This window comes from Micromonospora sp. NPDC049523, assembly GCF_040676775.1.
Classification (GTDB): Bacteria; Actinomycetota; Actinomycetes; order Mycobacteriales; family Micromonosporaceae; genus Micromonospora_G.
On record NZ_JBFAPP010000005.1, the window covers coordinates 274,000 to 299,854 of the forward strand.

21 protein-coding genes and 1 riboswitch are annotated in these 25,855 nt (G+C 71.2%); of the genes, 12 read left to right on the forward strand and 9 right to left on the reverse strand.

Annotated features, from left to right (window positions below; translation table 11 throughout):
• The 3 genes from AB0J90_RS10010 (at position 1) to AB0J90_RS10020 (ending at position 4,229) form a co-directional block, all read left to right on the forward strand.
• Positions 1-1,551, forward strand: coding sequence for an NADH-quinone oxidoreductase subunit M (locus AB0J90_RS10010; protein WP_363594118.1), 1,551 nt, complete (start codon positions 1-3; stop codon positions 1,549-1,551).
• Positions 1,548-3,116: an NADH-quinone oxidoreductase subunit NuoN gene (nuoN, locus tag AB0J90_RS10015; protein ID WP_363594120.1), complete on the forward strand. Its 1,569-nt coding sequence runs from the start codon at positions 1,548-1,550 to the stop codon at positions 3,114-3,116. Before AB0J90_RS10010 ends, nuoN begins: the two co-directional genes overlap by 4 nt.
• A gap of 81 nt (positions 3,117-3,197) precedes the next feature.
• Complete coding sequence (locus AB0J90_RS10020; protein ID WP_363594122.1) at positions 3,198-4,229, forward strand: polyprenyl synthetase family protein; 1,032 nt, start codon at positions 3,198-3,200, stop codon at positions 4,227-4,229.
• Positions 4,230-4,347: 118 nt separating this feature from the next.
• Here the strand turns inward: AB0J90_RS10020 and AB0J90_RS10025 are convergent, their stop codons facing one another.
• The 3 genes from AB0J90_RS10025 to AB0J90_RS10035 form a co-directional block, all read right to left on the reverse strand.
• The gene (locus AB0J90_RS10025) at positions 4,348-5,190 is read right to left on the reverse strand and encodes a DUF3152 domain-containing protein (RefSeq protein WP_363594124.1); all 843 of its coding nucleotides are present in this window, start codon (positions 5,188-5,190) and stop codon (positions 4,348-4,350) included.
• Positions 5,191-5,378: 188 nt separating this feature from the next.
• A complete protein-coding gene (locus AB0J90_RS10030) occupies positions 5,379-6,161 on the reverse strand; it encodes a hypothetical protein (RefSeq protein WP_363594126.1) in 783 nt (260 codons plus the stop codon).
• On the reverse strand, positions 6,158-6,691 hold the full coding sequence (locus AB0J90_RS10035) for a SigE family RNA polymerase sigma factor (protein WP_363594128.1): 534 nt from the start codon (positions 6,689-6,691) through the stop codon (positions 6,158-6,160). The genes AB0J90_RS10030 and AB0J90_RS10035 overlap by 4 nt, the downstream gene beginning before the upstream one ends.
• A 237-nt stretch (positions 6,692-6,928) precedes the next feature.
• Here AB0J90_RS10035 and AB0J90_RS10040 point away from each other — a divergent pair, with 237 nt between their 5' ends.
• Entirely contained in the window at positions 6,929-7,711 is a 783-nt protein-coding gene (locus AB0J90_RS10040) for an IclR family transcriptional regulator C-terminal domain-containing protein (RefSeq protein WP_363594130.1), read from the forward strand.
• A gap of 137 nt (positions 7,712-7,848) precedes the next feature.
• Here AB0J90_RS10040 and AB0J90_RS10045 read toward each other — a convergent pair whose 3' ends face one another.
• Positions 7,849-9,981: a PhoX family phosphatase gene (locus tag AB0J90_RS10045; RefSeq protein ID WP_363594132.1), complete on the reverse strand. Its 2,133-nt coding sequence runs from the start codon at positions 9,979-9,981 to the stop codon at positions 7,849-7,851.
• 301 nt (positions 9,982-10,282) lie between these two features.
• Between AB0J90_RS10045 and AB0J90_RS10050 the strand changes: the two genes are divergently transcribed.
• The 3 genes from AB0J90_RS10050 to metH all read left to right on the forward strand — a co-directional run bounded on the left by AB0J90_RS10050 (position 10,283) and on the right by metH (position 15,419).
• Positions 10,283-10,798, forward strand: a complete 516-nt coding sequence (locus AB0J90_RS10050; RefSeq protein ID WP_363594378.1) for a sigma-70 family RNA polymerase sigma factor — start codon at positions 10,283-10,285, stop codon at positions 10,796-10,798.
• A complete protein-coding gene (locus tag AB0J90_RS10055) occupies positions 10,799-11,542 on the forward strand; it encodes a zf-HC2 domain-containing protein (protein ID WP_363594134.1) in 744 nt (247 codons plus the stop codon).
• Positions 11,543-11,659: 117 nt separating this feature from the next.
• Positions 11,660-11,743, forward strand: a riboswitch (S-adenosyl-L-homocysteine riboswitch).
• Positions 11,744-11,759: 16 nt separating this feature from the next.
• The gene (gene metH, locus AB0J90_RS10060; protein ID WP_363594136.1) at positions 11,760-15,419 is read left to right on the forward strand and encodes a methionine synthase; all 3,660 of its coding nucleotides are present in this window, start codon (positions 11,760-11,762) and stop codon (positions 15,417-15,419) included.
• Between the two features lie 51 nt (positions 15,420-15,470).
• Here metH and rarD read toward each other — a convergent pair whose 3' ends face one another.
• From rarD to eccE, 4 genes are all read right to left on the reverse strand, one after another.
• Positions 15,471-16,391 carry an EamA family transporter RarD gene (rarD, locus tag AB0J90_RS10065; RefSeq protein ID WP_363594138.1) on the reverse strand — a complete coding sequence of 307 codons (921 nt, stop codon included), beginning with the start codon at positions 16,389-16,391 and terminating at the stop codon, positions 15,471-15,473.
• Entirely contained in the window at positions 16,388-16,918 is a 531-nt protein-coding gene (locus AB0J90_RS10070; protein WP_363594140.1) for a GNAT family N-acetyltransferase, read from the reverse strand. The genes rarD and AB0J90_RS10070 overlap by 4 nt, the downstream gene beginning before the upstream one ends.
• A gap of 70 nt (positions 16,919-16,988) precedes the next feature.
• Positions 16,989-17,375, reverse strand: coding sequence for a phage holin family protein (locus tag AB0J90_RS10075; protein ID WP_363594143.1), 387 nt, complete (start codon positions 17,373-17,375; stop codon positions 16,989-16,991).
• Positions 17,376-17,450: 75 nt separating this feature from the next.
• The gene (gene eccE, locus AB0J90_RS10080) at positions 17,451-19,325 is read right to left on the reverse strand and encodes a type VII secretion protein EccE (RefSeq protein WP_363594145.1); all 1,875 of its coding nucleotides are present in this window, start codon (positions 19,323-19,325) and stop codon (positions 17,451-17,453) included.
• 101 nt (positions 19,326-19,426) lie between these two features.
• Between eccE and eccB the strand changes: the two genes are divergently transcribed.
• The 3 genes from eccB to AB0J90_RS10095 all read left to right on the forward strand — a co-directional run bounded on the left by eccB (position 19,427) and on the right by AB0J90_RS10095 (position 21,679).
• Entirely contained in the window at positions 19,427-20,821 is a 1,395-nt protein-coding gene (gene eccB / locus AB0J90_RS10085; protein WP_363594147.1) for a type VII secretion protein EccB, read from the forward strand.
• A 224-nt stretch (positions 20,822-21,045) separates the two neighbouring features.
• Positions 21,046-21,363, forward strand: coding sequence for a WXG100 family type VII secretion target (locus AB0J90_RS10090; protein ID WP_363594149.1), 318 nt, complete (start codon positions 21,046-21,048; stop codon positions 21,361-21,363).
• A 22-nt stretch (positions 21,364-21,385) separates the two neighbouring features.
• Complete coding sequence (locus tag AB0J90_RS10095; protein WP_363594151.1) at positions 21,386-21,679, forward strand: WXG100 family type VII secretion target; 294 nt, start codon at positions 21,386-21,388, stop codon at positions 21,677-21,679.
• Positions 21,680-21,706: 27 nt separating this feature from the next.
• Here the strand turns inward: AB0J90_RS10095 and mycP are convergent, their stop codons facing one another.
• Positions 21,707-22,936, reverse strand: a complete 1,230-nt coding sequence (mycP, locus tag AB0J90_RS10100) for a type VII secretion-associated serine protease mycosin (protein WP_363594153.1) — start codon at positions 22,934-22,936, stop codon at positions 21,707-21,709.
• A gap of 153 nt (positions 22,937-23,089) precedes the next feature.
• Here mycP and AB0J90_RS10105 point away from each other — a divergent pair, with 153 nt between their 5' ends.
• Both AB0J90_RS10105 and AB0J90_RS10110 read left to right on the forward strand, forming a co-directional pair.
• Positions 23,090-25,492, forward strand: a complete 2,403-nt coding sequence (locus AB0J90_RS10105) for an SseB family protein (RefSeq protein WP_363594155.1) — start codon at positions 23,090-23,092, stop codon at positions 25,490-25,492.
• Positions 25,489-25,854, forward strand: a complete 366-nt coding sequence (locus AB0J90_RS10110) for a hypothetical protein (protein ID WP_363594157.1) — start codon at positions 25,489-25,491, stop codon at positions 25,852-25,854. The genes AB0J90_RS10105 and AB0J90_RS10110 overlap by 4 nt, the downstream gene beginning before the upstream one ends.
• The last annotated feature ends 1 nt before the right edge of the window (position 25,855 follow it).

The following is a 25,855-nucleotide window of genomic DNA, read 5'->3' on the forward strand; positions in this document are numbered from 1 at the left end:
ATGTTCGCAGGGGATTTTCCCTTCCTCTCCGTACTGACGCTGGCGCCGCTGGTCGGTGCCCTGGTCGTGGTATTCCTGCCACGCAGCCAGCCGGAGCTGGCCAAGCGGGTCGCGCTCGTCTGGTCGATCGCCGTACTGGTGCTCTCGATCTTCATGTGGGTGGCGTTCCAGGCCGGCGGTGACCGACTCCAGTTCCGCGAGTCCTACTCCTGGATCCCGCGCTGGGGCGTCAACTTCACCTTCGCGGCCGACGGCATCGCGCTGGTCATGCTGATGCTGATCGCGCTCCTGGTGCCGCTGGTGATCCTGGCGAGCTGGCACGACGCGGACAAGTCGAAGCGCTCGGTGCCGGTCTACTTCGCCCTGCTGCTGCTCCTCGAGTGCACGATGATCGGCGTCTTCGCCGCCGCCGACGTGTTCCTGTTCTACGTCTTCTTCGAGGTCATGCTCGTCCCGATGTACTTCCTGATCGGAAGCTACGGTGGGCACCAGCGTCAGTACGCCGCGGTGAAGTTCTTCCTCTACTCGCTGGTCGGCGGTCTGTTCATGCTCGCCGCGGTGATCGGCCTCTGGGTCGTCGGCGGCAAGACCTTCGACTGGCAGACGCTGATCCAGACGCTGCCGAACATGGACATCTCCACCGGCACCGAACGCTGGCTCTTCCTGGGCTTCTTCATCGCCTTCGCGATCAAGGCGCCGTTCTTCCCGTTCCACACCTGGCTGCCGGACGCCGGTGGCGCTGCCCCGGCCGGTGCCGCCGCGCTGCTGGTCGGCGTGATGGACAAGGTCGGCACGTTCGGCATCCTCCGGTACTGCCTGCCGCTGTTCCCCGAGGCGTCCCGCTGGTTCGCCCCGTACGCGATCGCCATCGCGGTGATCGGCATCATCTACGCGGCGCTGCTGGCGGTCGGCCAGAACGACCTGAAGCGGCTGGTGTCGTACACCTCGATCGCGCACTTCGGCTTCATCGGCGTCGGCATCTTCGCCTTCACCAGCCAGGCCGGCACCGGCGCGGTGCTCTACATGCTCAACCACGGCCTCGCCACCGGACTGCTCTTCCTGGTGGTCGGCATGTTCGTCGCCCGCCGCAACTCGGCGCTGATCAGCGACTTCGGCGGCGCCGGCAAGCTGGTCCCGGTGCTCGCCGGGGTGTTCTTCTTCGCCGGCCTGGCCTCGCTGGCCCTGCCCGGAACGGCCCCGTTCATCTCCGAGTTCCTGGTGCTGATCGGCACCTACACGGTGAACAAGCCGGTGGCGATCATCGCCACCCTGGGCATCATCCTGGCCGCCGCGTACGTCCTCTGGATGGTGCAGCGCACCACCCAGGGCACCCTGAACCCGGAGCTGTCCGAGGTGCCGGGGATGCGGCGTGACATCACCCTGCGGGAGAAGGTCGTGGTCGCACCACTGATCGCGCTGCTCCTGCTGCTCGGCTTCTACCCGAAGCCGGTCACCGACGTCATCAACCCCGCCGTACAGGCCACGATGGAGAACGTCGGCAAGACCGACCCCGCTCCGACGGTCGGGCACCTTCCGGAGGCCGCGAAATGAACACGCTGCAGTTGCCCTCCATCAACTACGCGGCCCTCGCGCCGATCCTGATCCTGGTCGGCGCGGCCTGCGTCGGGATCCTGGTCGAGGCGTTCGTCCCCCGGCGCTTCCGGCACGTGGTGCAGCTCGTCCTGGGCCTCGCCGCCCTGGTCGCCGCGCTGGTCGTGGTGGTGGTCGAACGGACCACCCAGACGGTCACCGCCGGTGAGGCGGTCGCGGTCGACGGTCCGACCCTGTTCCTGCAGGGCGCGATCATCGTGCTCGCCGGGATGGCGCTGCTGATGATCGGCGAGCGCACGCTGGAGCACGGCGGGGCCTTCGTGGCCCACGCCGCGGTCACCGTCGGCTCCGAGGAGGACCGCCGGCAGGCGGCCGAGGAGGGTGGCTCGACCGAGGTCTTCCCGCTGACCATGTTCGCGGTCGGTGGCATGTTGCTCTTCGTCGCCGCCAACGACCTGCTCACCATGTTCATCGCGCTCGAGGTCTTCTCGCTGCCGCTCTACCTGCTCTGCGCGCTGGCCCGTCGCCGACGCCTGCTGAGCCAGGAGGCGGCGCTGAAGTACTTCATGCTCGGCGCGTACGCCTCCGCGTTCTTCCTGTTCGGCATCGCGCTCACGTACGGCTTCACCGCCGGTGTGACCAACGGCCAGCCGGGTGACGAGCCGGGTGGTGTCGACTTCGCGACCATCAGCGCCGCCGTCACCGACTCGACCGCCAGCCGTACACTGCTGGTCGCCGGGATCGCGATGATCAGCATCGGCCTGCTCTTCAAGGCCGCCGCGGCGCCGTTCCACGTCTGGACGCCCGACGTCTACCAGGGCGCCCCGACGCCGGTCACCGCCTTCATGGCCGCCTGCACCAAGATCGCCGCGTTCGGTGGCCTGCTCCGGGTGCTCTACGTGGCGTTCGCCGGGGCAGCCTGGGACTTCACCCCGATCCTCGGCACCGTCGCGATCCTGACCATGCTGGTCGGCGCGGTGCTCGCGGTCACCCAGACCGACATCAAGCGGCTGCTCGCGTACTCGTCGGTGGCGAACGCGGGTTACCTGCTCGTCGGCGTACTCGCGCTCACCCGCGACGGCCTGTCCAGCACCATGTTCTACCTGGTCGCGTACGGCTTCACCGTGCTCGCCGCGTTCGGCGTGGTGAGCCTGGTACGGGACGCCGACGGGGAAGCCACCCACCTGTCCCGCTGGGCCGGGCTGGGCAAGCGGTCCCCGCTGTTCGCCGGGGTGTTCACGTTCCTCCTGCTCGCCTTCGCCGGCATCCCCCTCACCAGCGGCTTCACCAGCAAGTTCGCGGTCTTCGGGGCGGCCCTCGACGGCGGACAGACCTGGCTCGTGATCGCCGGTGTGCTGACCAGCATGATCCTGGCGTTCCCGTACCTGCGGGTGGTGGTCATGATGTGGCTCTCCGAGCCCGGCGAGTCCACTCCGACGGTGTCGATCCCGGGCGGCCTGACCTCCGCCGCGCTCATGATCGGCGTCGTGGCCACGCTCGCGCTCGGAGTGGTGCCGGCACCGTTGCTGGACCTCGCCAACGGCGCGGCAGAATTCGTGAAGTGATCGGCACAACCGTCCGGGCCCCGCACCAGCGCACGAAGGCCGCCGACCGCCCCCGGCCAGGGGTGGTCGGGCCGGTGTGGCATGGTTGAGAGCGTGGGGAGACCGGCTGACGGCCTGACGGGGATTGGGCTCGACTTTGTCGACGCTGAAGTGGAAGCGTCGGCCCTAGCGGTCCTGGCCTCGGTCGAGACCGAGCTACGGGCCAGTGTGGCGAGCGCAGACCCGCTCGTGACCGAGGCGGCCCGGCATCTGGTGGAGGCCGGCGGCAAGCGCTTCCGCCCGCTGCTGGTCGCACTCGGTGCCCAGTTCGGCGACGCGACCAATCCGCTGGTCGTCCCGGCCGCCGTGGTGATGGAGCTCACCCACCTGGCGACGCTCTACCACGACGACGTGATGGACGAGGCCGCGGTGCGCCGGGGTGCGCCGAGCGCCAACTCCCGCTGGACGAACTCGGTGGCGATCCTGGTCGGCGACTACCTCTTCGCCCGTGCCGCCGACATCGCCGCCGACCTCGGCCCGGAAGCCGTACGCCTCCAGGCCCGTACCTTCGCGCGGTTGGTGCACGGTCAGATCGCGGAGACCGTCGGCGTACGTGCCGGCGAGGACCCGGTCGGCCACTACCTGCACGTGATCAGCGAGAAGACCGGTTCCCTGATCGCCACCTCGGCCCGGTTCGGCGGCATGTTCGGCGGCGCCACCCAGGCACACACCGAGGCTCTCGCCGGCTACGGCGAAACGATCGGTGTCGCGTTCCAGCTCTCCGACGACCTGCTCGACATCGCCTCGGAGTCGGTCCAGTCCGGCAAGACGCCCGGCACCGACCTGCGCGAGGGCGTACCGACCCTCCCGGTGCTGTACGCGCTCTCCTCGGACGACGCCGACGCGGCCTCCGTACGCCTGCGTGAGATCCTCTCCGCTGGCCCGGTAACCGACGACGCCCTGCATGCCGAGGCCCTCGGCCTGCTCCGCGAGTCACCCGCCCTGAAGCGTGCCCGTGAAACCGTACGCAGCTACGCCGAGGACGCCCGCGAACAACTGGCCCCCCTGCCCAACAGCTCGGCCCGCCAGGCCCTCGAATCCCTCTGCGACTTCATCGCCGACCGCACCAGCTAACCCGTCACCGCACCGGGGCCGCGCCGGGGCACGCGTCGATCTTGCAGTTGTGGCTGTGCATAAAACACGACTAAAGCCTCGAATTCAGGCGCCACAACTGCAAGATCGCCGGGAAGGGTCAGCGGGGTACGGGGTCGTTGTACTGGCCTGAGTGGCCGGCGTAGAAGGTGCCGTTCAGGAGGGGGTAGGGGTTTGGGGTGCAGGCGTGTAGGGCCAGTGTCTGCTGCTGCATCACGGGGGCGGGCTGGCCGGGGGCGGGGCAGAGTTGGTGGCCCTGACCCAGCCGGTGGCCCACCTCGTGGTTGATGACGTACTGCTGGTACGTGGCCAGGGGAGCGCCGTAGTTCGGGACGCCGTGCACCCAGCGGGCGACGTTGACGACCACCTGGTTGCCGTTGCGGCAGGAGGTGTAACGGTCGTAGCCGTCGTCGCAGAGCCGGTCCCGGGTGGCCGGGGTGGCCAGGTAGACGGTGAACGACGCGGCCTCGTTCGGCCCTACCCGTTGGAGTCGCCGCTGACCGTTGCCGGTCCAACTGCGCGGATCGCCCAGGGTGGTCACCACCGCCTCGGCGAACGCGTCCGGCGTGATGCCGGTGATCCCGTTCTCGACGGCCACCCGGAAGCGCAGTAGCTGTCCCGAGCGGCCGAGGACGGCGCTGCGACCGTCGGCGGTGTGCCAGGTCCTGGGTCCGCTCTCCGGGTACGTCACCGGCGTCGTGACGGGGGTTTCCGGTCGGGGTGTGGCGGGTTGCGGTGCGGGACCGGAGGGTGCGGTCTCGCCGATCGGATCGGGGCTGGCGCTGTCCGCCGTACCGGTGGTCGCCGGGTCGGGCTTGCCGCCGGCCTCGCCGGCCACCCCGAGCAGGGCGACGACCAGGCCGATCACCACGGCACCCACCGCGGGCAGCAGCAGGCGGCGACTGGCGGAACGCTGGTCGGATCCGGTACGGCGGGCGGACATCTGCTGCTCCTCGGGGTACGGGTGACGGCGGCGTGTTGCGGGCGTGCGGGACCGGCCGGCCCGGTTGTGGCGGTCGGGTCGGTTCTTCGGGTGGCGCGGGGGCGGGACCGGTCAGGCCGGTCGGTGCGGTGTGCTGCGGGTGGTGGCGGAGCCCTTCGGAGGGTCGGACGGGCGCTGGGCGAGTCGGATCAGGGGAGCAACGTCGGGTTGCTGGTCAGGTCGGCGAGTTGTCGGTCGTCCAGGACGGGACGGCCGAGTGCGTACACGTTGGGGCGTGGCCGACCGGCCTGCTGGACCGTGACCAGCACGCCGTTCACGAGCCGGGTGGCCTCGTCCACCGGCCCGGTCACGGGTCTCCAACTGGCAATGCGTACGGGTGTTCCGTCGGAGGCGAGCACCACCCGGCAGCTCTGCTCGTCGGTGCTGATCCGGACCGAACAGGGGTCGGCCGCCGAGCGCAGGTGGGCGGGGACCTGATCGGTCACCCGGACGGTCAGTACGGCGGCGCGGCCGTCGAGCTGGACTTCGAGCATTGCCCAGTACAGGTCCTTCCCGGGCCGCCCCGGACCGCGCCACGTCGTCTCCCGTACCGCGTAGGTGCTTGCACCGGGGCCGGGCGCAGGTTCGCCCTTCTGCACCCGGTATCCGGGCGGTGCGGCGGCGACGAGCAGGCCCAGCGCGGCCTTCGCCCGGCTTTCGAGGTCGATCGGCGGTGTCGGCGTCACGACGGCCGGCTCGGTGGCGGCCGGTGCCGGTGGCCGCAGGGCCGACGGTGGCCCTCCGGGGAGCAGGACGGAGAGTCCGGCCGCACCGGCCAGCAGGACCACCGTGGCGAGCGCCTGGCCGATCCGCCGACGGCGCAGCACCCGCGCGTTGCGGGACAGTACGTCGTCGACCGGCAGTTGGATGCCCGACGGCGGTCCATCCTCGACGGCCCGCGCCATCAGTTCCCGGATCGAGGTCTCGGTCATCGGCTCTCCTCCGTCGGCACCAGGGCCAGCGAGCCCAGCCGGGTACGCAGTGCCGCCAGCGCCCGGGACGTGTGTGTCTTGACCGCACCGGGGGAGATCCCGAGCAGGTCGGCGGTCTGCTCGACCGACATGTCCTCGAAGAAGCGCAGGACGAGGGTGGCGCGTTGCCGGTCCGGCAGGCCGGCGAGCGCGCCGAGCAGCACCAACCGGTCCTCGGTGTCCCCGCCGGTGGCGGTGGTCGGGGTGGCGGGGAGTTCCCGTACCGGGTCCTCCCGTCGCCAGGCGCGGCGACGTTCGCTGAAGAACGTGTTCAGCAGGGTGCGGTGGGCGTACTGGTCGAGGTGCTCGTACCGGTAGATCCTGGGCCAGGCCAGGTACAGCTTGGTGAAGGCGGCCTGTACGAGGTCCTCGGCCAGGTGCCAGTCGCCACACAGCAGGTAGGCGGTGGCGCGCAGACGGGTGCCGCGCGCGAGGTAGAAGTCCCGAAAGCCCTGGTCCCGCGCGGCGGCCGGATCCTTGGCCGTCCCCATTCGTGTTCCCTCCTGCCGTACCGGGATACAACGCGGGCGGGGCGACGGCAGGTTGACGTGATGCGGGACACGGGCTCTCGGAGTGCGGCGAGAGGCCCTGGGAAAGCCGAGTCGAGGGACTTACCGTGTCTGTCGCTGCACGCACTGTCGCCGTAGATCTGGCATCCTCGATCCGAACGGGCATTTCGTAGTCGGCCGATTTTTCATATGGTGTAATCCCCAGCGGCGGAGGTGGTTGTGCGCGACCCTCTGGCGGAACCTTCGGACCTGATCCGTAGCGTGTCGCGTGCGCTACGTGTCCTCGAAGCGGTCGGACGTGCCCCCAAGGGCTTGACCGTGAAGCAGATCGCGCGGCGCTGCGAGCTGACCGTGGCCACGACGTACCACCTGGTGCGCACGCTCGCGTACGAGGGTTACGTGATCCGGCGCGAGGACGGCACGTACATCGTCGGGCTGGAGGTGGCCGACCGCTACCGGGAGCTGGTCACGGCCTTCCGGGGGCCGCCGGTCGTCGGCGAGGCGCTGCGTCGGGCCGCCGCGGACAGCGGCTACAGCCACTTCCTCGGCCGCTTCGTCGGCGGGCAGGTGGCGATCACCGCGGTCGCGGAGGGCCCACGGTCGCCGTACCTCGAAGATCTTGTGCCCGGCTTCGACGAGGGTGCCCACGCGACCGCCCTCGGCAAGGCCCTGCTCGCCACGCTCACGCCCGAGCAGCGCTTCCGTTACCTGCGGGAGTACGGCATGCGCCCGTTCACCACCGCGACGCTGACCGCGACCGACACCTTCGAGGCCGACCTCACCGCCGGGGACCGGCGCGGGATGCACCTGGAACTGGGGCAGTACCGCCAGGGGGTGGCCTGTGCCGCCGTGCTGGTCACCCCGGACAAGGACATGGAGCGCAGGGTGGTGCTGGCCTGCGCGCTGCCGGCGGCGGAGATGATGACCTCGGCGCGGGTGGTCCGGGCGAAGCTGCTGACGGTGGCCCGTGCGGTCGCCGACGGCCTCGCCACCGAAACCTGACCGGCGGGTCCTGCGCGCCGACGGTGGCGCCTGGTCGTCGAAGCCGGGAACCGAGCGTCGACGACCGCGAACACGAACCCGCCCGGAGCCGGCGGTGTGCCGGTCCGGGCGGGTCGGTCAGATCGGTTTCCGGTGGATCAGCTTCCCACCGGGCCGCCGTCCAGGCGCCAGGTGACGACCACGCCCGGCTTGGCGAAGTCGCCGTCCGGCCAGTTCGACGCCGGCTTCTCGATCGAGGCACCGCTGATCTCGCCCGGGTGCTGTACGGCGACGAAGACCGAGCGGTTGTCGGTGCTGATGAACGGGCCGCAGGTCTCGGCACCGATCGGTACGGTCAGGAACTGCTTGAGGTGACCCTTCTCCGGACCCTCGATCGGGGTGGCGAAGAGGCCGTCGTTGCTGCCCAGCGCGTTGCCGTCGGTGGAGATCCAGAGGTTGCCCGCGCCGTCGAAGGCCACGTTGTCCGGGCAGGAGATCGGCGAGACCTTGGTCTTGTCGTACCCGGCGAAGAAGGTCGACGGGTCGGTCGGGTCACCGCAGACGATCGGCAGCGACCAGGCGAAGTTCTCGCCGGTGTGGTCGCCCTTGTCCTCGACGATCTCCAGGATCTGCCCGTGCTTGTTGGCGTTGCGCGGGTTCGCCTCGTCGACCTTGGGGTTGGTGCCGACACCCCGGTTGGTGTTGTTGGTCAACGCGACGTAGATCTTGCCGGTGACCTGCGACGGCTCGACGTCCTCGGGCCGGTCCATCTTGGTTGCGCCGACCGCGTCACCGGCGAGCCGGGTGAAGGTAAGCACGTCCGCCGCGGTCATGCCGGGCACGTACGAGGTGTTGCCGCGGACGAGCTTGATCCAGCGGCCCCGGCCGTTGAACGCGCCGTCGCTGGGGAGTTTGCCCGAGCCGTCGATCTCGTCGGCGCTGGTGTAGTCGAGCTTGGCGACGTACAGGGTGCCGGACTCCAGCAGGGTCAGGTTGTGCTGCCGTGCGGTCCAGGAGTTGCCCTTGATGTACTTCTTGTCGGAGACGAACTTGTACATGTAGTCGAACCGCTCGTCGTCACCCATGTACGCGACCACGTGGCCGGACTTGGCGATGATGACGTTCGCGCCCTCGTGCTTGAGCCGGCCGAGCGCGGTGTGCTTGCGCGGCTTCGCCTCCGGGTCGAGCGGGTCGACCTCGACCACCCAGCCGAACCGGTGCACCTCGTTCGGGTGCTTGGCCAGGTCGAAGCGCTCGTCGGCGCGGTCCCACTTGCGGCTGCCGCTCGGGTAGCGCTCGGTGACCGGGATGCCGTACCGGGCCAGCTTCGGCTTGAGCGCCTCGGGTGCGCCGTCGCCGCCGACGAAGTACTGGTTGAAGTTCTCCTCGCCGGAGAGCACCGTGCCCCACGGGGTGACGCCGCCGGCGCAGTTGTTGAGCGTACCGATGGCGACCTTGCCGCGCGGGTCCGCCGCGGTCTTCAACCAGGCCGAGCCGGCCGCCGGGCCGGTGAAGTCGAACCGGGTGTTCAGGGCGGTGATCCGCTGGTTGTACGGCCGCTTGCCGCTGCGGACCAGCTTCCACTCGCCGGTGCCGTCGACCCGCTCCAGTTCCACCACGGACAGGCCGTGCGCGGCGATGGTGGCCCGGACCTGCTCGACCGTGAGCGCGTCCAGCGAGGTGAAGCCCGGGAACATCAGCTCCTCGTTGGTGTACTCGTGGTTGACCACGAGCAGCGCCCGGTTGCCCTTCTTGTCCAGCGGCAGCACGGCGACGAAGTCGTTGTTGTAACCGAACTGCTTCGACTGCCGGGCCGCGGTCTGGTGGTGGACGTCCAGCTCGGGCGCGTCCGGCACGACCGGGTCGCCCCAGCGGGCCACCACGGAGTGGTCGTAGCCGTTCGGGACCACCAGGGTGTCGAGCTTGTTCGGCGGGATCGCCTTGAAGGTCAGCGCGCCGTTGCCGGCCGGGGGCTTGCGGGCCGTGAACGACTCGACGTCCGGCAGGGCCGGGGCCCCGCTCGGGGCGGCGAGCGCGGGAGCCGCGCCGGCCAGCGCACCGGCGGCGGCACCGCCGAAGCCGAGCACCAGGGCGCCGACCGCGCCGGCCCGGACCACGCCGCGGCGGGTGACCTCGGCCTTGACCACGTCACCGAAGTATTCGTTGTCCGACTCGTTCGGTACCGGGTGGTCGCAGGCGTTTCCGCAGCGGTACAGGCAGGTCATGGCATCGCGGCCACCGTGGGGGCCGGTTTGGCCGAGCAGGGGGAGCAGCCGGGGACGGTCGCTCATGTGGGATGGCCTCCTTGGCTGGATCAGACGATCGGGTGGAGCGCTTTGTCGGCGATCAAGGCATTTACACGTAAAAGTGCTGGCCGCGCCCGGGAACAGCGCGCGGGTGGGTGAGCCGCACGCTAGGAGTGCGCTGTGAGCGCCTGTCAGCGCTGTGGTGAACCCCACATGAACAAGTGCGCAGACGGGGACCGGGGGGACCACCGGCGGCGCAGGTGAACCGATCGCCCGCGGATTACGTGGAACAGTTCGCAAGGGTGTCGGGAGTGCCGGCGCCGGGTGCGGCACCGAGGAGGTTGCCATCAGCGACCGGGACGCCGAACTCCTGCGCGCGCTGCACGACGAGCACGCCGAGGCGCTCTTCGCGCACTCCCTGCGCCTGGTCAACGGCGACCGCCAGCGGGCGGAGGACCTGGTCCAGGAGACCCTGCTGCGGGCCTGGCGCCATCCGGAGGCGCTGGATCCGGAGCGCGGCTCGGTCCGGGCGTGGCTCTTCACCACCGCCCGCAACCTCGCGATCGACGCCTGGCGACGGCGTACGTCCCGGATCGGTGAGGTGATCACCGACGAACTGCCCGAGCCGCCGCAGTCGACCGACGAGGCGGACCGGGCGGTGGAGGCGTGGATGGTCGCCGAGGCGCTCGCGCGGCTCTCCTCGACCCACCGCGAGGTGCTGGTGGAGTGCTTCTACCAGGGAAGATCGGTCGCGGAGGCGGCGGCGCGGCTGGGCGTACCGGCGGGCACGGTGAAGTCGCGGACGCACTACGCGCTGCGATCCCTACGGTTGGTGCTGGCGGAGATGGGGGTGACCCAATAGATGAGCGAGCGCGACGAGCGGTGTGACTTCGCCTTCGACGACGGCGCGTACGTGCTGGGTGCGCTCGCTCCGGCCGACCGCGCCGCGTACGAGCGACACCTCGCCAGCTGCCCGTCCTGCCGCCAGGCGGTGGCCGAGATCGCGGCCCTGCCGGGGCTGCTGAGCCGGCTGGACGCCGACGGGCTGGCGCTGATCACCGCGCCGTCGCCGACCGTCGAGTCGCGACTGCCGGAGCTGCTGACGGCCGCGCAGACAGCGCGGCGCCGCCAGCGCCGGACGACCCGTTACCGGTACGCCGGCACGGTGCTCGCCGCCGCCTGCCTGGCGGTCGTGATCGGGCTGGGTACGGACCAGCTGCTCGGAGGCAGTCCGGGGACCCCCGAGGCCGCCCCGCCCAGCGCCAGCCCGACCACCACCGACGTGCAGGTACGGATGGTCGCGATGGAGCCGGTGGCCGGCGCGGTGCCGGTACGGGCCGAGATCGGACTCAACGGCACCAGGTGGGGTACGGAAGTGATCATGCGCTGCGAGTACATCAGCAGCGGCACCCACCCGAGGACGTACACCTACCGCCTGATGGCGTACGGACCGGACGGTGCCGCCGAGCAGGTCGGATCCTGGCTGGCCGCCCCCGGCGAGGAGGTCACCTTCACCGGGGCGACCCGGTTCTCCGGCCTGGACCTGGTCCGGCTGGAGGTGCTCCGGTCCAACGGCACCCCGCTGCTCGGCTACGACGTGCGCTGAGCCCACTCGGCTACGACGTGCGCTGAGCCCACTCGGCTGCGAGGTGCGTCGAGTTCTCCGTCCCACGGAGTGCCGAGTTTCGGCTTCACCGCGCCGCATCCCGTACCCTTGGTCCTTCAGGTCGAGAGGCGCTGCAACGGGCGAAGACGCCCGCCACGCTCGACCCGGCTTCACCGCAGACTGCAAGGGCGCCTCCGTTGAACAGCGGAGGTGGCCTATGCACACGACTTCGAGCCGCGACCACGATCGGGCGTCCCGTACGCGGGCGCTGCGTGAGCTGCTGGACCAGCGCATCGTGGTGCTGGACGGGGCCTGGGGCACGATGTTGCAGGGTGCCGGGCTCACCCCCGCGGACTACCGGGGCGAGCTGCTGCCGAACCATTCGCACGACGTGACCGGCGACCCGGACCTGCTGAACCTGACCCGGCCGGACGTGATCCTCGACGTACACCGGCAGTACCTGGCGGCCGGCGCGGACATCACCACGACGAACACCTTCACCGCGACGAGCATCGCCCAGGCCGACTACGGCCTGGAGTCGCTGGTCCGGGAGATGAACCTGCGCGGTGCCCAACTGGCCCGGCAGGCCGCCGACGAAATGGGCGGGCGGTTTGTCGCCGGCTCGGTCGGCCCGCTGAACGTGACCCTGTCGCTCTCGCCGCGGGTGGAGGATCCGGCCTACCGGGCGGTGTCGTTCGACCGGGTCCGGGACGCGTACGCGGAGCAGATCCGGGCGCTGGCCGACGGCGGCGTCGACATCCTGATGATCGAGACGATCTTCGACACGCTCAACGCCAAGGCGGCGATCGCGGCGGCCCGTGAGGTCGCGCCGGACCTGCCGCTGTGGATCTCGGTGACGATCGTCGACCTGAGCGGCCGAACCCTGTCCGGGCAGACCGTCGAGGCGTTCTGGAGTTCGATCGAGCACGCCGAGCCGTTGGTGGTCGGGGTCAACTGCGCGCTCGGCGCCGCCGAGGTGCGCCCGCACGTCGCCGACCTGTCCCGGCTCGCCAACACCTACGTCGCCTGCCACCCGAACGCCGGCCTGCCGAACGCCTTCGGCGGCTACGACCAGCAGCCCGAGGAGACCGGTCGGCTGCTGCGCGAGTTCGCCGACGACCGGATGGTCAACATCGTCGGCGGCTGCTGCGGCACCAGCCCGGCGCACATCGCGCAGGTCGCCGCCGCGGTCGCCGGGCGCCCGACCCGGCCGGTACCGGCACCGCCGGCCCAGACCCGGTTCAGCGGGCTGGAGCCGTTCGCGATCGGTCCCGACACCGGCTTCGTCATGATCGGCGAGCGGACGAACGTCACCGGCTCGGCCCGGTTCCGCCGGCTGATCGAGGCCGGCGACCACCAGGGCGCGGTCGACGTCGCCCTGGAACAGGTACGCGGCGGCGCCAACATCCTCGACGTCAACATGGACGCCGACCTGCTCGACAGCGAGCGGGCGATGACCACCTTCCTGAACCTGATCGCGACCGAGCCGGAGGTCGCCCGGATCCCGGTCATGATCGACAGCTCGCGGTGGAGCGTGCTGGAGGCCGGGCTGCGCTGCGTACAGGGCAAGGGCGTGGTCAACTCGATCAGCCTCAAGGAGGGGGAGGAGTCCTTCCTCGCCCAGGCCCGCCGGATCCGCGACTACGGAGCCGGCGTGGTCGTGATGGCCTTCGACGAACTCGGCCAGGCCGACACGGTCGAGCGCAAGGTGTCGATCTGCGCCCGCGCCTACGACCTGCTCACCCAGCAGGCCGGCTTCGCGCCCGAGGACATCGTCTTCGACCCGAACGTACTGGCCGTGGCGACCGGCATCGCCGAACACAACGGGTACGCGAAGGCGTTCATCGACGCGCTGCCGCTGATCAAGGAGCGCTGCCCCGGGGCCAGGACCAGCGGCGGCATCTCCAACCTGTCGTTCTCCTTCCGGGGCAACGACGTCGTACGCGAGGCGATGCACTCGGCCTTCCTGCTGCACGCCGTACGGGCCGGGCTGGACATGGGCATCGTCAACGCCGGTCAGCTCGCCGTCTACCAGGACATCCCCGCCGACCTGCTCGAACTCGTCGAGGACGTGCTCTTCGACCGGCGCCCGGACGCCACCGACCGGCTGGTCACGTTCGCCTCCACGGTGACCGGCTCCGGCACCCAGCGCACCGTGGACCTGTCCTGGCGCGAGACGCCGGTACGCGAACGCCTGTCGTACGCACTCGTGCACGGCATCGTCGACTTCATCGAGGCCGACACCGAGGAGGCCCGGCAGCAGGCGGAACGCCCCCTCGACGTGATCGAGGGGCCGCTGATGGACGGCATGAAGGTCGTCGGCGACCTCTTCGGCGCCGGCAAGATGTTCCTGCCGCAGGTGGTCAAGAGCGCGCGGGTGATGAAGCGCTCCGTCGCCTACCTGGAGCCGTACATGGAGGCGGAGAAGGAGCAGGCGCGGCTGGCCGGGCGCGTCGACACCGGACGCGGCCAGGGCAAGGTGGTGCTGGCGACGGTCAAGGGCGACGTGCACGACATCGGCAAGAACATCGTCGGGGTGGTGCTCGGCTGCAACAACTACGAGGTCGTCGACCTCGGCGTGATGGTGCCGGCCGCGCGCATCCTGGACACCGCAGTGGCCGAGGGCGCCGACGTGATCGGCCTGTCCGGACTGATCACCCCGTCGCTGGACGAGATGGTCTCGGTCGCCACCGAAATGCAGCGCCGCGGGCTCAAGCTGCCGCTGCTGATCGGCGGCGCCACCACCTCACGCCAGCACACGGCGGTACGGATCGCGCCCGCGTACGACCACAGCACCGTGCACGTGCTGGACGCGTCCCGGGTGGTCGGGGTGGTGTCGGACCTGCTGCACCCCGAGCGGGCCGGGGAACTCGACCTGCGCAACCGGGCCGAGCAGGAGCGGCTGCGGGTGCAGCACGAGGGACGGGAACGGGTGGCCCTGCTGACCCTCGCCCAGGCACGGGAGAACCGGGAACAGGTTCCGTACGACGAGTTGCCCGTACCCGCGTTCACCGGCGCCCGTACGGTCCGACCGGAGCTGACCGAACTGCGCGAGATGATCGACTGGCAGTTCCTCTTCTTGGCCTGGGAGTTGAAGGGCAAGTTCCCGGCCATCCTCGACCAGCCGGTGGCGCGGGAACTGTACGACGACGCGAACACCCTGCTCGACCAGATCATCCGGGACGGCTCCCTGCGCGCCGAGGGCTCGTACGGCTTCTGGCCGGCGCACGCCGACGGCGACGACATCGTGCTCGCCGACCAGGGCGACGGAGTGACCGGGCCGCACTTCCCGATGCTGCGTCAGCAGACGGCGAAGCCCGCCGGCCGACCCAACCGGTGCCTGTCTGACTACCTGGCTCCGGCCGGGGACCACCTGGGCGGCTTCGCGGTCGCCGTGCACGGTGCCGAAGAACTGGCCGCGACCTTCGAGGCGCAGCAGGACGACTACCGGGCGATCATGGTAAAGGCGCTGGCCGACCGGCTCGCCGAGGCGTTCGCCGAGTACCTGCACCTGCGCGCCCGGCGGGACTGGTTCGAGCCGGACGCCGAGCCCGCGATCGAGGACCTGCACGCCGAGCGGTTCCGGGGCATTCGCCCCGCGCTCGGCTACCCGGCCAGCCCCGACCACAGCCTCAAGCAGCGGCTGTTCGACCTGCTCGGCGCCGAGACCATCGGCATGGGCCTGACCGAGTCGTACGCGATGACCCCGGCCGCCAGCGTCAGCGGCCTGATCTTCGCCAACCCGGCGTCGCGCTACTTCACCGTCGGCCGGCTCGGCCGGGACCAGGTCGAGGACTACGCGAAGCGGCGCGGCATGGACCTGTCCGAGGTCGAACGGTGGCTGCGCCCCAACCTCGGCTACGAACCCGGACAGTGAGCCGGCCGAACCCGTGGATCCGGATGAACACCCGGGTCCACGGGGTGGCGGCTAGACCGGTTCGGCGACCGGGGTGATCGGGGCGGCGGACCGGGCGGGACGACGGGCGTTCCGGATCGCGTCGACGGTGAAGACGATCAGCGCCAGCCACACCAGGGCGAAACCGGCCAGCCGGGCCGGCGGCATCGGTTCGTGGAAGACCAGTACGCCCAGGCCCAGTTGCAGGATCGGCGCGGTGTACTGGAGCACGCCCAGGCTGGTCAGCGGCAGCCGGTTCGCGGCACCGGCGAACAGCAGCAGCGGGATGGCGGTGGCCGCACCGGCGAACACCAGCAGCAGGGTGTGTCCGGCCGAGCCGTTGCCGAAGCTCGACCCGGAGTGCCAGGTGAGCCAGCCGAGGTAGCCCAGCGCGGGGAGCGCCAGCAGCGCGGACTCGACGAACAGTCCCTCGGCGGCGGGCAGGCCGAGCCGCTTCTTCAGCAGGCTGTAGCCGCCGAAGCTGAGGGCCAGCGTGAGCGCGATGTACGGCGGCTGGCCGTAGTCGATCGCGAGGACCACCACGGCCAGGCCGCCGATGCCGAGCGCGGTCCACTGCACCGTACGAAGCCGCTCGCTCAGCACGGTGACGCCGAGCAGGACCACCACCAGCGGGTTGATGAAGTAACCGAGCGCCGTCTCCACCACCCGGTCGGAGTTCACCCCGTAGATGTAGGTGCCCCAGTTGATCGCGATCAGCGCGGCGGCGGCGGTGATCCCGGCCAGCAGCCGGGGCTGCCGGACCAACCGGCGCAGGAACGCCCAGTGCCGGGTGACGGCCAGGACCAGCGCGACGAACACCACCGACCAGATCACCCGGTGGGCCAGGATCTCCACCGGCCCGGACGGCCGGAGCAGCTTGATGTAGAAGGGGAAGAAACCCCAGAGGACGTACGCGCTGAGTCCGAAGACATAGCCGAGGCGGAGCTGGCTCACTCCCTCACCGTAAGGGGTGAACCCGCCAGCTCCTCCTTATCGGTGACTGGTGTCACCAGATCGGCGGTGGACCCCGGTGACCCGTCTGTCAGCCGGGGCCGGATCAGTTCCATCAGCATGTGCGGCGTGGCCGGCGGGGTGAAGCCGATCCTCGCGTACACGTCGTGCGCATCGACGGTGACGAGCATGATCCGGTGCACGCCGAGTTCGAACACCGCGTCCCGAGCCGTCTCGGCCAACCAGCCACCGAGCCCGCGCCCGCGATGCGCCGAGTCCACGAAGACGTCACAGAGCCAGGCGAAGGTGGCCCCGTCGGTCACGATCCGACCGAACGCCACCTGCGCCCCGTCACCCGGGCGGTACACCCCGAACGGCATCGAGCCGGCGACGGCGCGGACCGTCACCTCGTACGGCCGACCCAACGCCCAGTAGGACTCGGTGGACAGCCAGTGGTGCACCCGGTCCAGGTCGAGCCGGTCGGGATCGCTGGAGATTTCGTAACCGTCGGTACGGGTGATGGTCAACACCGGCAGACCGTATCGCTACCACCGGTGGTGCGCGCCAGGCCAATTCCCGAACTCTGGACCGGCCGGGCGCTCAGTCCCGGTTGGTCACCATTCCCAGCACCCAGGTCACCACGCTCACGAACAGCGCACCGAGTACGGCGGACGGCCAGAACCCGTCGACCGAGAACGGCAGGTCCAACTGGCCCGCGATCCAACTGGTCAGCAGGAACAGCAGCCCGTTCACCACGATCGCGATCAGACCCAGGGTGAGCAGGTAGAACCCGCAGCCCAAGGTCTTGATGACGGGCTGGAGCACCCCGTTCACGACCCCGAAGATCACGGCCACCAGGAGCAGGGTGAGCACCGCCTCGCCGATCGAGTCGGTACCCAGGGTGATGCCCGGAATGACCAGCGTCGCCAGCCAGAAGGCGAACGCGGTGGTGGCAAGCCGAATCAGCAGCCCGGTCAGGAAATTCATGCCGCGGATCGTGCCACGACCGGCCGCGCTCCGCTGCCCTGGCCCCGGCCAGTCACGCCGTCGGCGGGTCGATCGTCAGTTGCGCGTGGGCGGACCGATCAACTGGACCTCGATCGGGGTCGCTGACAGCAGCGCCCAGCGCAGCGCCCGCCGGTTGACCACGCCCACCATGTCGCCGCGGATCCGGGTCAGCCACTCCGCCGAGTCACCGAGCCCGAGCGCCACCCCGGCCAGCGCCGCCTCGTCCGGCCGCAACGGCTGCAACACCACCAGGTCGGCGCGGGAGACTGCATCGGTGTCGGCCGGGGTCAATCCGTCCCGGACCACCAGGCTGGCCTGCCAACCGGGTCCGGGCTGGGCGTCCGCGTTGACCGGCCCCACGTCCACCACCACCAGCAGCGGATGCAACGGGGTGCCGGCCGGGCCGCCGAACTGCCGACCCGGCGGGATCAGCGGGATCGTCTCACCCGGCGCGCTCACCGCCCGTACGAACGGTTCCCAGGCGCGTGGCCGGGCCGTCTGCACCACCACCCGCGCACCCAGGGCCATCGCCCGCAGCGCGATGAGCTGTGCCGCAGCCACCCCACCGATCAGCATCACCCGGGTCGCCTCGGCCCGGAACAGGCGGACCGTCACCGCCGCCCCGTGCCGGTTCGCGCCGATCATCAACCCGGCCGTACCGAAGGGCAGGTCGAGGACGTCCATCAGGGCGTTCGACGACTGCCGGGGTGGACCGGTCTCGGCCGTACCCATCGGCAGGGTGGCCGAGAAACCCTCCAGGTGCTCGCCGTCGAGCCGCCGGCCGGTCGCGTTCTCGGCGGCGAGCAGCCTGCGCATCGCCTGCATCGCGGTGGACAGACCGGCCGCGTTCTCGGCGGCCAGCCGTACGGTCAGGTCCAGCGGCAGCGGGTCGGTGGCGGCGCCGACCCGCGGACCGGCGCTGATCGAGACCGTGGTCGCGGTGGCCGGCAGCGCGAGCAGCCGCGGCACCAGCCGGCGCGCGGTCTCCGAACGGGCCTCGGGCCAGCGGCGCAGCCGGAACGTCGTCTGCAACAGGCCGCCCAGCCGCACCGCCTGCCAGCTTTCCTGGGCCGGTGACGCGCCGTCGTGGTGGGCCAGTTCGGCGAGTACGCCCAGCGCCGCCCGATCCCCCAGCGGACGCGCCGGCACCGGGGCGAGCCGGCGGCGTACCTTGCGGACGGTGCTCGACAGGGCCCGGCGCAGGTCCGTTTCGGACCAGCCCTCGGCCCGCAGTACCCGGACCGCGAGCAGGGCCCGTTCGTGCCCGAGCAGCCGCCCGTCGGTGAGTTGCCGGTACGACGTCGCCGGGGTGCCGCCACCGGCACGCAGGGTCGGTGCCGGTGCTCCGGTGAGGACCAGTTGGATCCGGATCGGCGGGGTCTGCGCGCCGGGAGCCGGCAGCAGGCTCGCCGGACTGGGCAGGGACAGGGGTGTGTCGGCGAGCAGCCCGGTCGGATCCCCGAGTTCCAGTACGGCGGTCAGGCCGTACCCGTCGCTGATCACCGCAGCCGCGTCACCACCGAGCTCGGCCGGGAACACCAGCGCACCGGGGACCAGCAGGTCGAGCAGGGCCGCCGGCTCCGCGGTCGGGGCGAGGGCGTGCCGGCGCAGCGAGTAACGCACACCGATGCGGATCCACTCGAACAGCCACCGGCGGCGCAGCCGCAGCCACGCGGTGAGCAGCAGCACGGCGGCGCCGAGCACGGCCGCGACCATGGCGAGTGGGCCGCGTCCGGCGGCGGCGAGCAGCAGCGCCACCGCGGTCTGGGCGGCCACGATCTGTCCGGCCCGGACACCAAACGACCGGCGGCGGACCGGACCCGACGCGGTGGCGGTCCGGACCGGGTCAGCCGCCCGAGGGTCGCCGCTCCAGCCGGTCGCGCCGGACCCACCGGTCCGGGCCACGTCGTCCGCCACACTCACCGTCACCGCGATAGCCTCCCGTGCATGGGCCCGCCCCACGGGCGTCCCCCCGCGACACTCCCGCAGGGGCCTATCGTATGGGCCGGACACACCGGGGAGGGGCCCGCATGCCGTCTCGGCAGGACCAGTTGCACTCTTACCAGTTCATGGTCCAACGCGTGGTGGCCGCACTGGTCATGCGGGAGACCGACCCGGCGCAGTCGCCGTTCCGGCGGGCGGCCGGTGCGACTCTGGCCAGCGTGCTGATCGCGGCGATCGCGCTCGGCGGGGTCACCGTGTACGGCGCGATCGTCGGCGGTGGCGGCAAGAGCTGGCGCGATTCGGCGGCGGTCATCGTGGAGAAGGAGTCCGGCGCCCGGTACGTCTACCGCGAGGAAAAACTGCACCTGGTGCTCAACTACGCGTCCGCCCTGTTGATTGTCGGCGGGGCGCAGCCGAAGACCGTACTGGTGTCGCGTAAGTCGATCGAGGGAGTGCCGCGCGGGAACACGCTCGGCATCAGCGGCGCCCCCGACTCGTTGCCAGCCGCCGACCGGCTCTCCACCGCACCGTGGACGGTCTGCTCCACCCTGGTCACCAGCGACGGCCCGGTGGCGCCCCGATCGGCGCTGCTGGTCGGCGGCGACATCGCCGGTGGTACGCCACTGGGCGACAGCGGTGTGCTGGTCCGGCACCCGGATGGCAGCCTGTACCTGATCTGGCACAACCGCCGGCACCTGATCCGGGACTCCGACCTGGTGCTGCCCGCGCTGACCTGGGCGAGCGAGCGTCCGGTGCCGGTCGCCCCGGCGTTGCTCAACGCGCTGCCGGCCGGCTCGGACCTGGGCCGGGTGCCGATCGCCGACCAGGGCCGGCAGTCGCAGATGGTGGACAACGCCCGGGTCGGTGAGGTTTTCGTGGTGGAGAGCCAGGGCGGCGGTCGCCAGTACGCCGTGGCCAAGCGCGAGGGTCTGGCCGGGATCACCCAGGTGCAGGCGGACCTGCTGCTCACCGCCGGGCGTCAGGACGACCCGACGCAGATGTCCCAGGGCACGTACGCGCGGGTCCCGAAGGTGGCGTCGTTGGTTTCCGAGGATCCGGGCGCACCGCCGGCGAACCGGCCGGAACTGGTGCCGGCCGAGAGCGGCGGGCTCTGCGCCCAGGTCCGCGACGACAGCGGCGTACAGCAGATGCTGGTCGGGGCTGACCTGCCGGACCTCACCGACGCCGCGCGTACGGCTGCCCAGTCGGCGCAGGGCGCGGCGCTCGCCGACCACATCCTGGTGGAGCCGGGCCGGGGCGCGGTGGTGGAGGCGGTGGCGGCGCCGGGTCTGTCCGGTGGAGCCATCTCGGTGGTCACCGACCTGGGCCGGCGGCACGCGGTGACGAGCGCGGAGGTGCTCGGCATGCTCGGCTTCGGCAACGCGAAACCGCTGCGCCTGCCGGCGAGTCTGGTGGCGCTGGTGCCGGCCGGCAAGGCGTTGGATCCGGCCGCGGCCCGCTCACCGGCCACCCAGGACTGAGCCGCTGATCGGCGCTCCCATCCGTGACGCCGATGCGGCCATGAGGGCCGGAGTTTTCCACAGGCCGCTGGCAGGGGCTACCGGGCATGGTCCCGGCCCGCTACGGTCAGCGACGGAGTTCGCCGTACCGGCGCGGGTGCCGGTCGACGGGCGGACCGAAACGCCGCGGCGTCCACAGTGGTCGCCGGGGGTGCCACGATCGAGGGAACGGGGTGACGTCCGGGGTGTCCCAGACGCAGGCAGAAGCCGCGGTGATGCAACAGACCGCGAAGAAGTTCGAAGAGGTCGACCAGTCTCTCCAGTCGATGCTCAACAGCCTGATGAGCGAGCTGGAAGGGCTCCAGCAGGCCTGGCAGGGCGCGGGTGGCCGCTCGTTCGGGCAGGTCAAGCAGCAGTGGGCGAGCGACCAGGCGAAGCTGGGTCGGGCGCTGCGGGAGACGGCGGGCGCGGTCCGTACCTCCGGTCAGCAGTACGACGCGTCCGACAGTGAGGCGGCCAGCCGGGTCGCCAACACCAACCGCGGCATCACGCTGCCGCTCTGATCCTCGGGGGAGGACAAGACCGATGAACGATGGCGTACTTGTTGTCAGTTTCACCGCGCTGCAGCAGGCGAGCGCGGACATCCAGCGGGCGCTGAACACGCTCGACTCGCAGCTCGGCCAGCTCGAACGCGACGCCGCACCGCTCGTGGCGAGCTGGAGCGGCGAGGCCAAGGAGGCCTACGAGCAGCGGCAGGCGGCCTGGCGTTCGGCCTCGCAGGATCTGCAGAGCATGCTCCGGGACATCAAGATCGCGGTGGACGACTCCGCGGCCGACTACCAGAGCACCGAGAAGAAGAACACCAGCCTGTTCCAGTAGGCGGATTGGCGGACCGGCCGGCGTCGCTTATCCGCGCCCGGCCGGCTGCCAGCCCCGCCGTGCACCCCGGGGTAGCACCACGGCCAGGAACAGTGCCAGCGCGGCCAGCCCGCCGGCCACCCCGGCGAGCCAGAGCGACCGCACGCCGGCCTGGTCGCGTCGCTGCTGCACCGCGACGGCGACCGGATCGCCCTGCTCGGTCGGCAGCGCCGCGGCGGTCGGCGCCGCCCCCGCGGGCCTGGTGTCGGTGAGCGCACGGTACGGGTTGAGCACGCCGCTGCCGTACGCGTCGCTGCGCCCACCGTCCGGTGCCGGATCGGTGCTGGCCACGATCCTCGCGACCACCTCGGCGGCCGGCAGTTGTGGCTGGTACTGCCGCAGCAGCGCGGCCGTGGCGGCGACGAACGGTGCCGCGTAACTGGTGCCGTCGTGCTTGCTGTGTCCCGGGCCGGCGGTGGCCGCCAGCACCCCGACGCCGGGCGCGACCAGGTCCACCCACGGGCCGGTCTGCGAGAACGACGCCCGTACGCCGTTCTCGTCGATCGCACCGACGCCCAGCACCCCGTCGTAGGAGGCGGGGTACGGGCGCGCGTTGCCCTTCTCGTACCGGTTGCCCGCGGCGGCGACCACCACCACGTCCCGTTCGAGCGCGTAACCGATCGCGCCGCGGATGGCCGGGTTGTCCTCGTAGAGCACGACCGAGAGGTTGATGACGTCCGCGTCGTGGTCGACCGCCCACCGGATCGCCTGGGCGAACCCCTGCTGGGTGACGTTGCGCGCCTTCTGCTCGCCGTCGAGGTCCTGTTGCTCGCTGACCCGTACCGGCAGGATCCTGGCCTGCGGGGCGAGCCCGCGGAACCGTACGCCGTCACGCGGGGTGGCGGCGATGATGCTGGCGACCGCCGTGCCGTGGTAGACGCAGTCGTGGGTGCCGTCGCCGCCGGAGTCGAGCAGGTCGGTGCCGTCGGCCACCCGCCCGCGCAACTGGGGATGGTCGACGTCCACCCCGGAGTCGATGACGGCCACGGTGACCCCGGCACCGGTGGCGAGCGGGGCCAGCCGGTCCGGCGGATAGCGCCGCTGGGCCCAGGGTTCCTCGGCGACGAACTTGGCGGGGGTGGCCCTGGTGTCGCAGGCGGGTGCGGCCCGGCGGGTCACCGGAGCCGGTACGGCCGCCGCGGGCGCCGGGCCGAGGGGGAGCACGACGGCCGCCAGCGCGACGTACGTGAGTGCGAGAAATGATCCGCGCCCCGGCATCGTCCGCCTCCGAATGTGTGTCGGTTTCGCGACCGGATGCTATCTGTGTGCCACTGCGTACGGCACCCACCGCCGGGCTGACATCGTGATCTTGTTCCAACCTTGTAGGTTGTACGCGATGCCTGTGGCCTCTTCGTGGAAAGGAAGGTGGCCGTGACGGAATGGGAGCCGGCCACCGAGGCCGAGGCGGCAATGCGGGACGCGCTCCGCGCGAATGACCAGGAGCGCTACTTCCGGATTCTCGCCCGTACGGAGCTGCTGTTACCCGTCTCCGCGAACGCGTTGGCCGGACACGCGCCGATGGGCTGGGGCACCTGGACCACCAGCGGGCGGACGCACGTGCTCGCGTTCACGTCCGTCAACTCGTTGCGCGCCTGCCTCGGCGAGAACGCGGGCTCGACCCGGCGGACCCCGTACCACGAGTTGGCCGGTAACTGGCCGAATCTGGAGTGGTGGCTGGCGGTGAACCCCGGCCTGCCGGTCGAGGGATATCTGCCCGCCTGGTTCGTCTCACAACTCGCCCGGGGCGACGTCCGGTTGCCGGGGCGCACCATCGGTGCCCGCGCACGGTTGGAGCGCGCCGAGAGCGCCGCACGGGCGCGCGCGACCGCGGTCGTGCCGGGCCGTCCGCCGCACGAGCAGGCCGAGCAGCTTCCGGCCGCACCGGACCAGCAACCGGCGCTGCCGACACGGCAACCGGCCGCCGACGGCCTCAACGGTACGAACGGCGGTTACGCCGGCCAGCGACCGGACTCCGGATACGCATCGGGCGGTAGCTTCGCCGCTCCCGGTAACGGGCGTGGTCCCGCTGCTCCGGAACGTACGACGGACTTCTTCACCGCCGCGCCGCGTCAGCCGAGGGTCCCGCCGCCCCCCGCCCCGGTGACCCCGGCCGCCGCGGTCACCCAGGAGCTGTCCGGCTGGTACGCCGCAGCCGCGAAGGCGACCGGTCAGGCCCATGCGCCGGACCCGGGCACGACAATGTTGCCGGCGATCACTCCGGCCACCGGCCCACTCGTCGAGGCCGAGGCGACGATGGCCCTGCCGCCGCCGGCCGCACCGACCTTCCGCGACTACGCCCCGGCCGATCCGGCCTTCGCCGACTACGCCGTGCCCGACCACACGGTCACGCCGCACGGCCCGGCCGATCCGGCCTTCGCCGACTACGCCCCGGCGGCCACAGACCCTGCTCCGGCGGTGTCGGACCACGCACCGGCCGACCAGGGCATCACCGACTACCTGCCGGCGGATGCGGCCGTCACCGACTACCTGCCGGCGGATGCAGCCGTCACCGACTACGTGCCGACGCAGCAGGGTGGCACCGACTACGTACCGGCGGAGTCGGTGGCGCAGCGGCAGGCGCCGGCCGTCGGTTACATCCCCACGGCCGCCGGTCACGTCCCGGCCGACCTCGGTACCGCGGAGTACAACCGGGTCGATCCCGTGGGAGCGGACTACACCCAGGTCACGCCCGCGCCGCCGGCCGAACCGGTCTACCCGGACTTCTCGTCGGCGGCTGCGCCGTACTCCGACGTCGCCCCGGTGCAGCCGGAGCCGGTCGCGCCGGCCCAGGTGTTCCCGCCCGACTTCATTCCCGCGAACGATGTCGAGGAGAGTCTGCTCACCGCCGCCGGTGACGGCAGCACGGACACCTTCCTCTCCACGTTGCTGCTGGCCAAGGTGTTGTTGCCGGTGTCGGCCGTCGCCGTGCCGGGCAGCCGACCCGGTGACGACGGGTTCGTCTGGAACACCGAGCGGATGGACGGCGAGACGTACGTGGTGGTGTTCACCTCGCCGGAGCGGATCGCGGACCACCACCCGGATCTCCCGATCGAGACGATCAGCGTCAAGTTCGTGCAGATGATCCGTAAATGGCCCGACATGGAGTGGTCGTTCGCGGTCAACCCCGGCACGCCGGTCGGCGCCAAACTCCCCGGTACGCAGATCGTCGCGCTGGCCAACTGGGCCGCCGAGGTGGGCCTCGGTGACGACACCGGGGTGATCGAGCCGACGGCGTCCCCGGTCGAGGAGACGCCCCGCTCGACGTACGCGCCCGCGCAGGAGGATCCGGGCCGGCCGACGATGATGCAGAAGACCATCGCACCGAGCCAGGTCATCTACTACCTCGAACGCGGCTACGACCGGGTCTCCGGCTTCGTGCACCGCGCCCCCGAGGTGGCGCACCTCAACACCCCGGCCAAGCTGCACGCCGCGCTCGGGCTGGGTTACGCCGGTTCGCCGTTCGCCCGCGACGCCGACGAGATCTACGTACTGCGCTGGCCGGCGTACCGGCCGAGCCTCTACCGGATCCCGTACGGCGGCCAGAACGAGGCCGCGATGCGGGCGATGGAGGGCTGGGTGATCGAACGGCCGCCGTTCCGGGGCAACGGGTTCGCCCCCGGCGAGAGCAGCGACGTGGTGGCGGAGTTCAAGGTGGACAGTGCCCGGCTGCCGCACGGCGCCGAACTGTGGCGGATCGGCTCGGACGGCACCGAACAGCTCATCGCCACCTTCGACGGCGACGCCCCGAGCTGGCAGCGGGTGGAGGCACCGTGATGCGCGACGGTTACGTCGCCCGCTGGCGCGGCCAGGAGTACGAGGTCAGCCCCGACCAGGACGAGATCCGGCTCTACCAGGGCACCCCGGCCGAGGGCTTCACCGAGGTACGCCCCGGCCGGTTCGTCCGGGTGGTGCCGGCCGCCGAGGTCGACGAGCTGGCGTACGTGCGTACCACCTGCTGGTGGAAGGGCGAGCCGTTCATCGTGCTCGCCGAACACGACACCTGGCTGCGGGTGGAGTACACCGGCGGGCGCTGGCCGATCGCCGAGGCGATGGGCCTGGAGGCGTTCGACTTCGGCGTCTACCAGGGCTGGGCCCCGGCCGCCGAGGTCATCGACCTGCGCGAACAACGGGCCTGAC

Coding starts and splice junctions, on each gene's coding strand:
- AB0J90_RS10010 (WP_363594118.1), top strand. CDS start 1: ATGTTCGCAGGGGATTTTCCCTTCCTCTCCGTACTGACGCTGGCGCCG.
- nuoN (WP_363594120.1), top strand. CDS start 1,548: ATGAACACGCTGCAGTTGCCCTCCATCAACTACGCGGCCCTCGCGCCG.
- AB0J90_RS10020 (WP_363594122.1), top strand. CDS start 3,198: ATGGTTGAGAGCGTGGGGAGACCGGCTGACGGCCTGACGGGGATTGGG.
- AB0J90_RS10025 (WP_363594124.1), bottom strand. CDS start 5,190: ATGTCCGCCCGCCGTACCGGATCCGACCAGCGTTCCGCCAGTCGCCGC.
- AB0J90_RS10030 (WP_363594126.1), bottom strand. CDS start 6,161: ATGACCGAGACCTCGATCCGGGAACTGATGGCGCGGGCCGTCGAGGAT.
- AB0J90_RS10035 (WP_363594128.1), bottom strand. CDS start 6,691: ATGGGGACGGCCAAGGATCCGGCCGCCGCGCGGGACCAGGGCTTTCGG.
- AB0J90_RS10045 (WP_363594132.1), bottom strand. CDS start 9,981: ATGAGCGACCGTCCCCGGCTGCTCCCCCTGCTCGGCCAAACCGGCCCC.
- AB0J90_RS10055 (WP_363594134.1), top strand. CDS start 10,799: ATGAGCGAGCGCGACGAGCGGTGTGACTTCGCCTTCGACGACGGCGCG.
- metH (WP_363594136.1), top strand. CDS start 11,760: ATGCACACGACTTCGAGCCGCGACCACGATCGGGCGTCCCGTACGCGG.
- AB0J90_RS10075 (WP_363594143.1), bottom strand. CDS start 17,375: ATGAATTTCCTGACCGGGCTGCTGATTCGGCTTGCCACCACCGCGTTC.
- eccB (WP_363594147.1), top strand. CDS start 19,427: ATGCCGTCTCGGCAGGACCAGTTGCACTCTTACCAGTTCATGGTCCAA.
- AB0J90_RS10095 (WP_363594151.1), top strand. CDS start 21,386: ATGAACGATGGCGTACTTGTTGTCAGTTTCACCGCGCTGCAGCAGGCG.
- mycP (WP_363594153.1), bottom strand. CDS start 22,936: ATGCCGGGGCGCGGATCATTTCTCGCACTCACGTACGTCGCGCTGGCG.